General features: G+C 59.6%; 13 protein-coding genes. 11 read left to right on the forward strand and 2 right to left on the reverse strand.

Annotation, left to right across the window (positions count from 1 at the left end):
- Positions 1 to 4: 4 nt before the first annotated feature.
- A complete protein-coding gene (locus F8A88_RS02550) occupies positions 5 to 1261 on the forward strand; it encodes an alpha/beta hydrolase (protein WP_241667315.1) in 1257 nt (418 codons plus the stop codon).
- A gap of 299 nt (positions 1262 to 1560) precedes the next feature.
- On the opposite strand, the gene F8A88_RS02555 is transcribed toward F8A88_RS02550, so the two are convergent.
- Both F8A88_RS02555 and F8A88_RS02560 read right to left on the reverse strand, forming a co-directional pair.
- The gene (locus tag F8A88_RS02555) at positions 1561 to 2412 is read right to left on the reverse strand and encodes a hypothetical protein (RefSeq protein ID WP_151149497.1); all 852 of its coding nucleotides are present in this window, start codon (positions 2410 to 2412) and stop codon (positions 1561 to 1563) included.
- A 13-nt stretch (positions 2413 to 2425) separates the two neighbouring features.
- Positions 2426 to 3523, reverse strand: a complete 1098-nt coding sequence (locus F8A88_RS02560) for a LeuA family protein (protein WP_151149498.1) — start codon at positions 3521 to 3523, stop codon at positions 2426 to 2428.
- Between the two features lie 318 nt (positions 3524 to 3841).
- Here F8A88_RS02560 and nifH point away from each other — a divergent pair, with 318 nt between their 5' ends.
- The 10 genes from nifH (at position 3842) to F8A88_RS02610 (ending at position 13631) form a co-directional block, all read left to right on the forward strand.
- Positions 3842 to 4672: a nitrogenase iron protein gene (gene nifH, locus F8A88_RS02565; RefSeq protein WP_151149499.1), complete on the forward strand. Its 831-nt coding sequence runs from the start codon at positions 3842 to 3844 to the stop codon at positions 4670 to 4672.
- Positions 4673 to 4832: 160 nt separating this feature from the next.
- Positions 4833 to 5186 (forward strand): P-II family nitrogen regulator, encoded by a 354-nt coding sequence (locus tag F8A88_RS02570; RefSeq protein WP_151149500.1) that lies wholly within the window; start codon positions 4833 to 4835, stop codon positions 5184 to 5186.
- Complete coding sequence (locus F8A88_RS02575; RefSeq protein ID WP_151149501.1) at positions 5186 to 5560, forward strand: P-II family nitrogen regulator; 375 nt, start codon at positions 5186 to 5188, stop codon at positions 5558 to 5560. The genes F8A88_RS02570 and F8A88_RS02575 overlap by 1 nt, the downstream gene beginning before the upstream one ends.
- A 23-nt stretch (positions 5561 to 5583) precedes the next feature.
- Positions 5584 to 7221, forward strand: a complete 1638-nt coding sequence (gene nifD / locus F8A88_RS02580) for a nitrogenase molybdenum-iron protein alpha chain (RefSeq protein WP_151149502.1) — start codon at positions 5584 to 5586, stop codon at positions 7219 to 7221.
- A 143-nt stretch (positions 7222 to 7364) separates the two neighbouring features.
- Positions 7365 to 8741, forward strand: a complete 1377-nt coding sequence (gene nifK, locus F8A88_RS02585; protein WP_151149503.1) for a nitrogenase molybdenum-iron protein subunit beta — start codon at positions 7365 to 7367, stop codon at positions 8739 to 8741.
- 98 nt (positions 8742 to 8839) lie between these two features.
- On the forward strand, positions 8840 to 10060 hold the full coding sequence (locus F8A88_RS02590) for a radical SAM protein (RefSeq protein ID WP_241667316.1): 1221 nt from the start codon (positions 8840 to 8842) through the stop codon (positions 10058 to 10060).
- A 17-nt stretch (positions 10061 to 10077) separates the two neighbouring features.
- Positions 10078 to 10380, forward strand: a complete 303-nt coding sequence (locus F8A88_RS02595; RefSeq protein WP_151149504.1) for a (2Fe-2S) ferredoxin domain-containing protein — start codon at positions 10078 to 10080, stop codon at positions 10378 to 10380.
- Between the two features lie 15 nt (positions 10381 to 10395).
- Positions 10396 to 10866, forward strand: a complete 471-nt coding sequence (locus F8A88_RS02600; protein ID WP_151149505.1) for a GNAT family N-acetyltransferase — start codon at positions 10396 to 10398, stop codon at positions 10864 to 10866.
- Between the two features lie 16 nt (positions 10867 to 10882).
- On the forward strand, positions 10883 to 12268 hold the full coding sequence (gene nifE / locus F8A88_RS02605) for a nitrogenase iron-molybdenum cofactor biosynthesis protein NifE (protein ID WP_151149506.1): 1386 nt from the start codon (positions 10883 to 10885) through the stop codon (positions 12266 to 12268).
- Complete coding sequence (locus F8A88_RS02610; RefSeq protein WP_151149507.1) at positions 12261 to 13631, forward strand: nitrogenase component 1; 1371 nt, start codon at positions 12261 to 12263, stop codon at positions 13629 to 13631. The genes nifE and F8A88_RS02610 overlap by 8 nt, the downstream gene beginning before the upstream one ends.
- Positions 13632 to 13636: the final 5 nt, after the last annotated feature.

The raw sequence follows: 13636 nt of genomic DNA on the forward strand, positions 1-13636 counted from the left end.
AGAAGTGAAACGGACTCTTTTTGTAACGGTTTTCATCGTGACCTCGCTGCTGTGCTGCGGCGCGTGGGCTGGCGAAGACTCCAAGGCGTTTGATGCCCACGCAACCACTTTTCATTATTTTTTCAAGGATGGCGACATGGATTTCCATTTCGGCAACCTTGTGCTCGGGGCCGCCCGGAATGGCGGGGTGGAGATCGGCGAGGCCTTTTATGCCGCGTCCCGCATCAAGGACGGCGATGCCGTCAGCTGGCAAAAGGAATGGCATGAGCTGGCGCGACGGGTGGAGGCGCGAGGCGAAAGCGCGCTCAGGGCGGGGCATGTCGTGAGCGCTCGCACACAATTGATTCGTGCCGCTTACTATTACCGTATTTCGCTGCTCGGCATGCTGCCGGGCAACCCGGAGTTGGAGAAGCGCGGCCTCAAGTGCCGTTCGCTCATGCGGCAGGCCGGACCGTTGTTTGACCCGCCCCTCGAGTATTTTGAGATTCCTTTTGAGAACACGGTCCTTCCCGGTTATTTCCGCAAGGCAGACAATTCGGGCAAGCCGGCAAAGACCCTGTTGATGATCGGCGGCGGGGAAACGTTTATCGAAGATTTGTTCTTTTACATTGAGCCTCAGGCCCATGAGCGCGGCTACAATTTCATGACCGTGGACCTGCCGGGGCAGGGCCTGTTGCCTCATGCCGGCCATGTTTTCCGTACGGATACCAATGTTCCCATGAAGAATGTGGTGGATTACGCCTTGAGCCGTCCGGACGTGGCCCCGGAAAAATTCGCTGCATACGGAATCAGCGGCGGCGGGCTCTTCGTTCCCCAGGCCGCCATGCACGATTCCCGCATCAAGGCCATTGCCATGAGTTCGGCCGTGGTGGATGCCTACCCGCTGTTCGCGGCCATGCCCGCGGCTTCTGCTACCAGGGAGGAAATCGATTCCTGGTCCTCCTTCCACGCTGACATCGTCAAATCCATTTGCTGGCGATACGGCGTGGACAAACCGGCAGGGCTTATTGAAGCAAACAAGGGCAATACATTTGACCCCAGCCAGATCGCGGTCCCGGCCCTGCTTGTCGTGGGCGAGGGGGAATACCGCAGCCAGGAGGTCCGGCGACAGCAGAAGGTTGCCATGGACGGATTCAGCGACACGCGAAGCAGGCTGGTGGTGACACCTTCCGACGAAGGGGCATCCAACCATTGCATCATGGAAAACCGGAGCATTGTCGGGCAGGTCGTGTTCGACTGGCTTGATGAAATTTTCCGTTGACCGAGGTGGGGATGCGATTGCGTGGTTGGTTGTGGGCGTGATTGACGTTTTTTCCCGGGCGGGTGTGCGGCCAAATACACAGACCGTCCGGCGCCTGCCGGCCGTTGACTGGCACCGCTTCTTCTCGGGGCATCATGTCCCCGGTCCCCTTGCGGAATATCTTGGACAGCATCGAGTCCGGCGCGTCCGCCGGTTGTGTGCGGCTGGCTTATTCGCGCCGTTGACCTGTTTCCACGTCGGCTGACAGCTTCCTTGTGCTGAAGTCCATGCGTGGTGAGTACCGTGAACCGGCCCTGTTTCTAGAGCCCGCACCCCATGAGCGGTATCGTGTTCTGGCGGGGCAGGGGAGATTCGGAAAGGAAGACATGGTCTGCCGTGGGAATCCGTATGGTCGGGAGATCACAATGTGTTTGGATGGTGATCGTGTCTTTGCCGATTGCAACGATCATGGGAACGGGTTCCTGTTCGGTCTCGCTGCAGTAGCTTTCGCGATACAGCGGTTTGAACAAATCGGATTCGCCGTTGGGCCGGACCACGGAGAGCTGGCTGAGGGTGGTCGTTACCCGTGCAACGGCGCCGCGGGCGTCAAAGACGAGTGAGTTCATATCGCCGTTCACGCCCAGAGCATCGGAATTAAAGGCCATGATGTCGCCGATGGGCGTGGTTACCGATGTCGGACTGGCCGGTTCCAGCGAACGGAGCATGCCGTTTCGGTCAAAACTGATTCCGATTCGGGCTTTCATGGGGCCGACCGGAGTGACCAGGCTGACGACTTCTCCGGGCCATAAGGTGAGACTGCGTATCGCCTCGTTTTCGTGAAAGCTGATGGCGATGACCTTGGCCGTGATCATGCCCGCCGGGGTTTGCACTGGAGTGGGTTCGGCCAGCGCCGCTTCATCCGATTCTCCCCAGTATCCCGAAAGTTTGCCGTTGAGCGGAAAGACCCGTTTGAGGGTGCCGTTTTCATGAAACGTTACCAATTCGGCCGGTATGTTGCCGACCGGTGTCGGGATGGAGGTCTGCATCTCCAGCGGCACGGTCTTGGGTGTGCCGTTTTCATGATATCGTACCGGGAGCACTTCCTTTTTCCTGAGATCGTCCGTGGTGTGCTGGGGGATCAGGTCGCCATATTTCGTTTGAATCGGCTGCATGGTGTTTCCTTTGTCAGTTGGAGTTGGCAAGTTTGGTGAGTTCTGTTTCGGTCAGCGGACGTTCAAGCTTCCATGACAGGTCCCTGACGGCCCTGACGAGTTTCGGCAGTTGTTTTTCCGGACAGTTGAGGGCGTTTTCACAGAGGGCGGAACGCAGGGCTGCCTGCCCGCTTTTGCCGCCAACGGCAATGATGCGCCGTGTGCCCACGGCCGCCGGGTCGTAGGGTTCGAAAAGCGCCGGAGACTTGCTGAGCGCGTGGGCATGGAGCCCGGATTCACACGCAAAGATATCTTCTCCCGCAATGGGTTTGGTGCGGGGAATCGGCACGTCGGCAGCGTTCGAGACCAGATCGCACAGTTCACGAATATTGTTGACGGCATAGTCATGGGTTCCCTCCTTGAGTGTGAGCCACGCGGCCAATTCCTCGGTGGCCGCAATGCCGGAACGTTCGCCGATCCCCAGCACGCTGGCATCGGCATAGTCCGCTCCGCACTCGAGAGCGGTGACCGCGTTGGCCGTTGCCATGCCGAAATCATCGTGGCAGTGCACGGCCAGATCAATGGTCAGGGCGTTGCGGAAGCGTTTGACGAGCCGGGCCGTTTTTTGTGGCGTGAGCACGCCGAGGGAGTCGGACAGCCTGATACGGCTGGCTCCCATGTCCTGCGCAAGCTGTGCGGCCTTGAGCGCAAAATCCTCGTCAGCGCGGGACACGTCTTCCAGCCCCACGGAGATGTACTCAATGCCCAGCAGGGCCGCCGCCAGCAGGGTGCAGAACAATCGTTCGAGAAGCCCTTCGCGATCGGTTCCGAGGCGGTGTGTCATGTGCAGGTCCGACACCGGCACCCCGATATTGATACGATCTATGTCGAGTTCTCCTGCAGCGCGGACGTCCTTTTCACGGCAGGGCGACCATACGCTGAGACGGGTGCCGGCTGCCTTGGCTCTGGTCTGGGCGATCAGGTGTTTCAGGCCGTCCTGCCCCACCCAGCCGATTTCCAGTTCGTTCACGCCGAGTTCAAGAAGCCCGTCAACGATCCGTTCCCTTGTCTCCTGAACGAAATACGCTCCGAACAACTGCGCGCCTTCTCTCAAGGTCGTGTCGATCAGCATGGTTCGACTCCTTGCGTTTGTTACCTTTCCATCCTTTCCCTGAGCATATTCAATGCCAATGAATATGCGTCTTTCATGTCTTTGAAGTTACTAGATAAATCGACATGCGGCCGCGACTGCCCGCTGCCTACGTTTTTGTAGTCAGCGACAATTTGGTCGTGCGCTCCGGTGGTTGTCTACACTTTTCGTAGGTTGTTTGTATTATGTGTCTTTGAATTAAAACCCTTTTATTTCGGTGATTTATTGTTTCTATCCGTAAATGGCACGCCCTTTGCCTTATGGGGGGTGTCCATCTGAAACCAACCCTTGGAGGAAAACATGAGGAAAGTAGCCATTTACGGAAAAGGCGGAATCGGAAAGTCCACAACCACGCAGAACACCGTTGCCGGATTGGCGGAAATGGGCCGCAAGGTCATGGTGGTCGGCTGTGACCCCAAGGCGGATTCCACCCGTCTGCTGCTTGGTGGCCTGGCCCAGAAGTCCGTGCTCGATACCCTGCGCGAAGAAGGCGAGGACGTGGAGCTCGAAGATATCCGCAAGCCCGGTTTCGGTGGCACATGGTGTGTTGAATCCGGCGGCCCGGAACCCGGTGTCGGCTGTGCGGGCCGCGGTATCATCACCTCCATCAACATGCTCGAATCCCTCGGCGCGTATGAAGAGACCGAAGGGCTGGACTATGCCTTTTATGACGTCCTCGGCGACGTTGTCTGCGGCGGATTCGCCATGCCCATCCGCGACGGCAAGGCGCAGGAAATCTACATTGTCTGTTCCGGCGAGATGATGGCCATGTATGCGGCCAACAACATCTGCAAAGGCATCATGAAATATGCCGAATCCGGCGGCGTCCGTCTGGGCGGCCTCATCTGCAACTCCCGCAACACCGACCGCGAAGCCGACCTCATCCGGGAGTTGGCCAGCAAGCTCGGCACCCAGATGATCTACTTTGTGCCGCGCGACAACGATGTCCAGCGCGCCGAGATCAATCGCAAAACCGTCATTGAGTGGGATGGCTCCGTGAATCAGGCTGACGAATACCGCGGGCTTGCCAAGGCCATTGACGAAAACGAGATGTTCGTCATTCCGACCCCGCTCGAAATCGAGGACCTCGAACAGTTGTTGCTCGATTACGGCATCATGGAAGCCGCCTAGGCTTTTTCCATCAACTCGTGATGCCCCGCGCACGCTGCCGGGGCATCGGGAAAGCGCATATGGACTCCGTATCCTGCCTGCGCCTGGTTCCCGACACCCTCGAAACGGCTGTCGGTGTAATCAAAATACAATAAAATCGAAGTGATAGGAGGGAATGGAAATGATGATCATGGTAAGAGCGATTGTGCGGCCGGAAAAAGCGGATGACGTGTTGGCCGCCCTCATGGACAACGGTTTCCCCGCTGTCACCAAGTATTCCGTGGCCGGTCGCGGCAAACAGCGCGGCATCAAGATCGGCGAAGTCACCTACGACGAGATTCCCAAAACCATGCTCATGAGCGTCGTCAACGCTGCGGACAAGGATTTCGTGGTCAACACCATCATGGACGCGGCCCGTTCCGACAAGGGCGGGGCGTTCGGCGACGGCAAGATATTCGTTACCGATGTGGAGTCCGTCTTCACCATCAGTTCCGGCGTGGAAGATACCGCCGCCGCAAGCGAGGAGGCCGCGTAATGAAGGAAGTCATCGCCGTGGTGCGCATGAACATGATGAACAAGACCAAGGCCGCCCTGACCGAGGCCGGGGTGGATGCCTTCTTTGCCCATGAGGCTCAGGGGCGCGGCAAGGGCTTTGTCAACGCCGCCGTGCTTGAGGGCGCGGAAAGCGGATATGAAGAGGCCGCTGCCGTCCTTGGAGAAAAGGGCAAGCTGTATGCCAAACGCATGGTCACCGTCGTGGTTCCCGACGATCAGGTCGAGGACGTGGTGGAAGCCATCACCGAGGTCAACCGGACCGGCAAACCCGGAGACGGCAAGATCTTTGTTCTTCCCATGGGGGACGCGGTTCGCGTCAGAACCTCTGAAACCGGTACCAAGGCCATTCAGTAGCCGCCGCACAAGGAGACGAAACAATGGCAAAGACGAAAAAGCTGGTGCAGATGGAAGCCGCCGACGTCAAGGATGAACTTCTGGCGAAGTATCCTCCCAAGGTGGCTCGCAAACGCGCCAAGCAGATCATGATCAACGAGGCCACGGAGTCCGAAGCGCCGCCCGAAATTCTGGCGAACGTACGGACCATTCCCGGCATCATCACCATGCGCGGCTGCACCTATGCGGGGTGCAAGGGCGTCATCATGGGCCCCACCCGCGACATCGTGAACATCACCCACGGCCCCATCGGCTGCGGGTTCTATTCCTGGCTTACCCGTCGCAACCAGACCGAGCCCGGCCCGGACGGCGACAACTACATGCCCTACTGTTTCTCCACGGACATGCAGGATCAGGACATCATCTTCGGGGGCGAGAAAAAGCTCGAGGCCGCCATCCAGGAAGCCTACGACCTGCTGCACCCCAAGGGCATCTGCGTGTTCGCCACCTGTCCGGTGGGCCTGATCGGCGACGACATCCACGCCGTGTGCAGGAAGATGAAGGAGAAGTTCGGCGACTGCAACGTGTTTGCATTTTCCTGCGAAGGCTACAAGGGCGTGTCCCAGTCCGCAGGGCACCACATCGCCAACAACCAGGTCTTCTCGCACCTTGTGGGCGAAGATAAGGAACAGCCCGAGGGTGAGTACAAAATCAACCTGCTCGGTGAATACAACATCGGCGGCGACGGTTTCGAGATCGACCGCATTCTCAAGAAGTGCGGCATCACCAACCTGGCCACGTTCTCGGGCAACTCCTCCTATGACCAGTTTGCCCGGGCCCAGCATGCGGACCTCAGCTGCGTCATGTGTCACCGCTCCATCAACTACGTGGCCGACATGCTGGAGACCAAATACGGCATCCCGTGGATCAAGGTGAACTTCATCGGTGCAAAATCCACGGCCAAGTCGCTGCGCAAGATCGGCGAATACTTCGGCGACCCGAAACTCATCGATCGTATCGAGGAGGTGATTGCCGAGGAAATGCCCGCAGTGGAGGAAGCCATCGCCGATGTGCTTCCGCGGACGGAAGGCAAGACCGCCATGATGTTTGTGGGTGGCTCCCGCGCGCACCATTATCAGGACCTGTTCGAGGAAATGGGCATGAAGACCCTGTCGGCAGGCTACGAGTTTGCCCACCGGGACGACTACGAAGGCCGCCATGTCATCCCCAATCTGACCGTGGACGCCGATTCCCGCAACATCGAGGAAATCGAGGTGGAGGCCGACCCCGAACTCTATGAACCGCGCAAGACTCCGGACGAAATCAAGAAACTGGAGGAAGCGGGCTACGAGTTCAAGCACTACGAGGGTCTGAACGCGCAGATGGACAAGGGAACCATCGTCATCGACGACCTCAACCAGTACGAGGCCGAAAAGTTGGTGGAACTGCTCAAGCCCGACGTGTTCTGCGCGGGCATCAAGGAGAAGTATTCCATCCAGAAATGCGGCGTGCCCATGAAGCAGCTGCATAGCTACGACTCCGGCGGCCCCTATGCCGGGTTCAAGGGCGCAGTCAATTTCTACAATGAAATCGATCGTCTGGTGAACTCGAAAGTGTGGTCGTACATGAAGGCCCCCTGGCAGGAAAATCCCGAACTGACGGCAACGTTTGTCTGGGAATAGCAATTTGTTGAAAAGTCCACGCCAGCTGTGTTGCTGCACCGGGGGCGAACCCTCACGTATGCCAGATACGCTTCGGCCTCGCCCCCGGTTTGCGCCCTGCCAGCGCAGCTTTTGAACAAATTGAAGAATAAAGGAATAAAGAAATGGTATTACTCAGACACACACCCGAAGAAGTGGCCGAGCGCAAGGCGCTCATGATCAACCCGGCCAAGACGTGCCAGCCCATCGGCGCCATGTATGCGGCGCTGGGCATCCACGGATGCCTGCCGCATTCGCACGGTTCTCAGGGCTGTTGCGCCTATCACCGGTCCACATTGACCCGGCACTACAAGGAGCCCATTTCCGCGGCCACATCCTCCTTTACCGAAGGTGCGAGCGTGTTCGGCGGGCAGGCCAACCTCGTGCAGGCCATCAACAACATCTTCACGGTCTACGAGCCGGAAGTGATCGCCGTGCACACCACCTGCCTGTCCGAGACCATCGGTGACGACCTGAAGCAGATATTCGACAAGGCCACCAAGTCCGGCAAGGTGCCCGAGGGCAAGACCCTGATCGGCGCGCCCACCCCGTCCTATGTCGGCTCCCACGTCACCGGGTTCTCCAACATGGTCAAGGCCATGGCCCAACTGGCCGAACACGGCAAAAAGAAGTCCGGCAAGGTCAACGTCATCCCCGGCTGGGTGGAGCCCTGCGACATGGCCGAAATCAAACGGATGGCAGTGCTCGTGGGCGTGGACATCACCCTGTTCCCGGATACGTCGGGCGTGCTCGACGGTCCCCTGACCGGCGAATACACCATGTTCCCCAAAGGCGGGGTGACCATCGACGAGCTGAAAAAGGCCGGCAGCGCCATTGGCACGCTGGCTCTCGGCGAATGGTGTTCGGCGGACGCTGCACGCTGGCTGGATTCAAAGTGCAAGGTTCCCTGTTCCATTCTGGACATGCCGTTCGGGCTTGCCGCCACCGACCGTTTCATCGACGTGCTGCGCACCGTGGCCGGTGTTCCGGTGCCGGAATCCGTGGCGTTCGAGCGCGGCCAGCTCGTGGACATGATTTCGGACATGCACCAGTACCTTTACGGCAAGCGTGTGGCCATATGGGGCGACCCGGACCAGCTCATCTCCATGTGCGAGTTCCTGGTCTCTCTCGACATGCAGCCCGTGTACGTGGTCACCGGCACGCCCGGCAAGAAGTTCGAAAAGCGCATCAAGGAGATATGCGACGGCAAGGGTTTTGACGTGAAAGTCAAGGCCAAGGGCGACATGTTCCTGATGCACCAGTGGATCAAGAACGACCCCGTGGATCTGCTCATCGGCAACACCTACGGCAAGTACATTGCCCGCGACGAGGACATCCCGTTGCTGCGGTGGGGTTTCCCCATCCTCGACCGTCAGGGCCACCAGTACTTCCCCACGGTCGGTTACAAGGGCGGCCTCAGGCTTTTGGAAAAAATGCTGGGATTGCTTCTGGACCGCAAGGATCGGGACGACCCCGAAAGGACCTTCGAGCTTGTCCTTTAACACGTGAACCGTGGCTCGGAGCAAGGGACTTCCCTTTGCTCCGGGCTGTCCGGAACGGTTTGAATGACAGTGTTCGAACCCTTCCGGACAGCCCGAAAATGGACCCGAAACCAACCAGAACAAAAGGCGCAGACATGGAAACACCGGCAACCGCATACGCAAACCATCCCTGCTTCGGCATGACCTCCCGCAGGACGGTCGGCCGGATTCACCTGCCCGTGGCCCCGCGCAGCAATGCCCGCATGCGCTTTGCGTCAAGCCGCAAAACGGAGCGGGCCATCATGCCTGCCGATGCCCTGAACATGCTCAGCCGGACAGTTGATGCGGGCAACCCCGTGGACGTGGTGGGCATCACCGGCCCCGGCGACCCCATGGCCGAGCCCGCATACACCATGGAAACCCTGCGCATGGTTCGCGAGGCGTATCCCGACATGGCCCTGTGCCTGACCACACTGGGCATGGGCGCGGATGCCTACGCCGAGGAGTTGGTCGAACTGGGAGTGTCTTATGTCACGGTACTCGTTGATGCGGTTTCCCCGGAGGTGGCCGAGAAGCTCTATGCTTGGGTTCGCCCGGCAACCCGGACCATGCCATTGCCCGAGGCGGTCAAGGTCCTGCTCAACGAACAGACCCGCACCGTGACTGCGTTCAAGCGCATGGGCATTACCGTCAAGATCAATACAACCGTCTATCCCGGCTACAACGCCGGGCACGTGGAAGAGATCGCCGCGGCCATGGGCACGCTCGGTGCGGATATCATGGCGCTGGTTCCGTACCGGCCAGATCAGGATACCGAAGACGGCCCGGCCCGCTGCGGCGCCGAGCTTCTGGCCACGGTGCGCGACCGTGCCGCCAGACACTTGGAACTCATGCCCGCATGGGATGAATGCGGCGTGGACATGGTCGGGCTGCAGAATCCGAAAAAGGACTCCGGGCCGGACATGGCCCTTCCCAGACCCACGAAGGATCGGCCCAACGTGGCCGTGGCCAGTGCCAGCGGCATGGATGTGGACCTGCATCTGGGCCATGCGGCCAAGCTGCTTATTTACGGCCCGCGCGAGGACGGCCTGCCGTGCCTGCTGGAGACCCGTGAAACACCGCATCCGGGTTCGGGGTCGTCGCGCTGGGAGCAGCTCGCCGGGCAGCTCAGCGACTGCTTCGCCCTGCTGACAGCCAACGCAGGGGAGCGGCCCAAAAGGAATTTGAGCCGTCTGGGCGTTTCCGTGCTCGTTACCGACGGCGAGATCGAAGGAACCGTGGACGTGCTCTACGGCGGCGGAAAGAAGAAAAGCGCATGCCGCAGCACGCGGCGCGCATAACGACCAAGGAGAAAGCAATGGCTATCCCGGCAAGAATGATCATCTGTTGTCAGAGTTTCCGCGCAGGCGGCGATCCCAAGGGCATCTGTCACAAGCAGACCGACGGTTTTCTCCAGTACATCGAAGAGGAAATCATCGACCGCGGTCTGGATGCGCTGGTGGTGGCGTCCTCCTGTCTCAAGCAGTGCGAGTCCGGCCCGATTCTGGTGGTCCAGCCCGACAACTGGTGGTTCAAGGGCGTGGATTCCGAAGAGGCCATCGACGAGATTCTGGACGCTTTGGAAGAAGGCGAACCCTGCGCCGATTATCTGGCTGCGTAGGAGAAGGACGACTCCATGCCTGATGCCGTTTCCATATCCGTCCGTCCTGCGGTGCAGGGCGATGTGGGCAGTCTTGCCGACTTGCTTGAGGTCCTGTTTTCGGTGGAGGAGGACTTCTCCATCGACAGGAACCGGCAGGAGCGCGGACTGCAGATGATGCTGGACAACGGCATGGCCCGCGTTCTGGTCGCTGCGGATTCCGATGGGACTGTGGTCGGGATGTGCTCGGGCCAGCTTGTTGTTTCCACGGCGGAAGGCGGTTTGGCCGTCCTTGTGGAGGATGTGGTCGTCAGCAGGGACTGGCGGGGAAAGGGCATCGGTTCAAGGCTCATGCGCGGGATCATGTGCTGGGCACGGGACAATCAGGCCCGGCGCCTGCAACTGCTTGCGGACAGGAACAATGGCCCGGCGTTCGGTTTCTATGCCTCTCTGGGGTGGGAAGCCACGCAACTCGTCTGTCTGCGAAACCGCATTCAACCTTCATGACCCATAGGGGATGATTATGAGTACGACGATACTTGAAGAAAGAAAGGCGCAGATTCACCGCACAGGTGAAGGTGCCATCGACATCGCCTGCAACAGGGAATCTCTGGCAGGGGCTGTCAGTCAGCGGGCCTGCGTGTTTTGCGGTTCGCGCGTGGTGCTCTATCCCATAGCCGACGCCCTGCATCTGGTGCACGGTCCCATCGGCTGTGCGGTCTATACGTGGGATATCCGGGGCGCGCTCTCCAGCGGACCGGAACTGCACCGGTTGTCGTTTTCCACGGATCTGCAGGAAACGGACGTCATCTTCGGCGGCGAGAAAAAGCTCGAAGCCGCGCTGGACGAACTCATTGACCGGCACAATCCCAAGGCCGCGTTCGTCTATTCCACCTGCATCGTGGGTATCATCGGCGACGATCTGGAAGCTGTCTGCCGCAAGATGACCGAAAAGAAGGGCATCCCGGTCCTGCCGGTGCAGTCCGAAGGGTTCAAGGGCAGCAAGCGTGCCGGTTATCTGGCCGCATGCAAGGCCATGTTCCGCCTTGTGGGCACGGAGGACGTCGCCGACGTTTCACCCGTATCGGTCAACATTCTCGGTGATTTCAATCTGGCCGGTGAAATCTGGATCGTGCGCGAATATTTCAGGAAAATGGGCGTGGAAGTGGTCGCTAATATCACGGGCGACGGCCGCGTTCGTGATGTCGGCCGCAGCCATGGCGCGGCGCTCAATCTAGTGCAGTGTTCGGGGGCGACCCTCGACCTCGCCAAGATGATGCAGGAAAAATACGGTACCCCGTATTTGCGCGTTTCCTACCTCGGTATCGAGGACATGGCCGACTCGCTGTATCAGGTGGCCGATTTTTTCAAGGACAAAGATCCCGGTATTGTCGGGCGCACCGAGAAGCTTGTTCGCGACGAACTGCAGACGCTTATGCCGGAGCTGGCCCGCATGCGCAAGGATCTGGAAGGCAAGAAAGTCGCCATGTACGTGGGCGGCTCGTTCAAGGCTTTTTCCCTGGTCAAGGCGTTTCGCCATCTCGGTATGCAGGTGGTCATGGTCGGCTCCCAGACCGGCACCAAGGAAGACTACGCCGAGCTGGAACAGATCACCGATCCGGGCACGGTCATCATCGACGACGCCAACCCGCTCGAACTGTCCCATTTCATCAAGGAAAAGGACGTGGACGTGTTTGTGGGCGGGGTCAAGGAACGGCCCATCGCCTTCAAGCTCGGCGTGGGATTCTGCGACCACAACCATGAACGCAAGGAAGCTCTGGAAGGGTTCGTGGGCATGCTCAACTTTGCCCGGGAAATCCATTCCTCGGTCATGTCCCCCGTCTGGAATTTCGTTCCCCGCCGCGCCAACCGCGTGGCCGAAGCCGAAAAGGAGGCCGCCAATGAGTAGCGCAACCAAGGCCGAACGGCCCAATTACGTCTCCACCACCAACGCCTGCAAGCTGTGTACGCCGCTGGGCGCGTCCCTTGCCTTCCGGGGCGTGGAAGGGGCCATCCCGTTTCTGCATGGGTCGCAGGGATGCGCAACCTACATGCGCCGATATGTCATTTCCCATTTCCGGGAGCCCGTGGACATTGCCTCTTCGGCCCTTGGTGAAAAGAACGCCATCTACGGCGGCGGCCCGAACCTCAAGAAGGGCATCCTCAATGTCATGAAGAAGTATGAGCCAAAGCTCGTGGGCATCGCCACCACCTGCCTGACCGAGACCATCGGCGACGACGTGCCCATGAACATCAGGGAGTTTCGCGACGAGTTCGGCGATCTCGACCTGCCGGAGCTGGTGGAGGTGTCCACGCCCAGCTACAACGGTACCCATGTCGACGGTTGGCACGGCGCGGTCCGCTCAATGGTGGAACAGCTTTGCACGGCCAAGGCGGCCGACGCCCACCGTGTGAACATCCTGCCGAACATGGTTTCCTGCGAGGATGTCCGTCATCTGCAGGACATCTGCCGCGATTTTTCCATTGCCGCCACCATCCTGCCCGACATTTCCGAAACTCTGGATGGCCCCGCGCTCGAGGATTACGTCAAGATTCCTTCCGGCGGAACGCCCCTTGAGGACATACAAGCCATGTCCGGATCGCGTGGCACCATCGAGTTTGGCCGCTGCCTGCCCAAACAGACCGGCGGCACCAGCCTTGAAAAGGCCTTTGGCGTGAAAAATCACCGTATCGGCCTGCCCATTGGATTGCGCGAGTCCGACCGTTTTTTCGAGGCCCTGGAGCAGATATCCGGCAAGGACATGCCCCGCCGCTACGAACTGGAGCGGGGCCGCCTGATCGACGCTTACGTGGACGGCCACAAGTACGTGGCTGGCAAGCGCGCCGTTGTCTACGGCGAGGAAGACCTTGTGGTCGGCCTGACCGCCTTTTTGGCCGAGATCGGGGTGGACGTGGTTCTGGCCGGGACCGGCGCACGCAAGAAAGGGCTGGAGAACGCCATTGCCCATGTCACGGACGGTGTGGCCCGCATGGCCCCGGATGTGCGCGAGGGCGTGGATTTCAACGATATCGCGGAAGAGGCGGAAACGCTCAAACCTGATCTGCTTATCGGCCATTCCAAGGGCTACAAGTACGCCAAGGCATGGAGCGTACCTCTCGTGCGCATCGGCTTTCCCATCCACGACCGTTTCGGAGGCCAGCGCATCCTGCACCTCGGCTACAAGGGCGCGCTCAGCCTTTACGACACCATTGTCAACACCGTCATTGAAAGAAAGCAGTCCGACAGTCCTGTCGGGTACGGATATATCTAGTCCAT

Source organism: Pseudodesulfovibrio senegalensis (genome assembly GCF_008830225.1).
Taxonomy (GTDB): Bacteria; Desulfobacterota; Desulfovibrionia; order Desulfovibrionales; family Desulfovibrionaceae; genus Pseudodesulfovibrio; species Pseudodesulfovibrio senegalensis.

Bases quoted from the DNA above. Each gene is read 5' to 3' on its own strand.
- F8A88_RS02560 (WP_151149498.1), bottom strand. From the start codon at position 3,523: ATGCTGATCGACACGACCTTGAGAGAAGGCGCGCAGTTGTTCGGAGCG.
- F8A88_RS02575 (WP_151149501.1), top strand. From the start codon at position 5,186: ATGAAGGAAGTCATCGCCGTGGTGCGCATGAACATGATGAACAAGACC.
- nifE (WP_151149506.1), top strand. From the start codon at position 10,883: ATGAGTACGACGATACTTGAAGAAAGAAAGGCGCAGATTCACCGCACA.
- nifK (WP_151149503.1), top strand. From the start codon at position 7,365: ATGGTATTACTCAGACACACACCCGAAGAAGTGGCCGAGCGCAAGGCG.
- F8A88_RS02610 (WP_151149507.1), top strand. From the start codon at position 12,261: ATGAGTAGCGCAACCAAGGCCGAACGGCCCAATTACGTCTCCACCACC.
- F8A88_RS02590 (WP_241667316.1), top strand. From the start codon at position 8,840: ATGGACCCGAAACCAACCAGAACAAAAGGCGCAGACATGGAAACACCG.
- F8A88_RS02570 (WP_151149500.1), top strand. From the start codon at position 4,833: ATGATGATCATGGTAAGAGCGATTGTGCGGCCGGAAAAAGCGGATGAC.
- F8A88_RS02600 (WP_151149505.1), top strand. From the start codon at position 10,396: ATGCCTGATGCCGTTTCCATATCCGTCCGTCCTGCGGTGCAGGGCGAT.
- F8A88_RS02595 (WP_151149504.1), top strand. From the start codon at position 10,078: ATGGCTATCCCGGCAAGAATGATCATCTGTTGTCAGAGTTTCCGCGCA.
- nifH (WP_151149499.1), top strand. From the start codon at position 3,842: ATGAGGAAAGTAGCCATTTACGGAAAAGGCGGAATCGGAAAGTCCACA.
- F8A88_RS02555 (WP_151149497.1), bottom strand. From the start codon at position 2,412: ATGCAGCCGATTCAAACGAAATATGGCGACCTGATCCCCCAGCACACC.
- nifD (WP_151149502.1), top strand. From the start codon at position 5,584: ATGGCAAAGACGAAAAAGCTGGTGCAGATGGAAGCCGCCGACGTCAAG.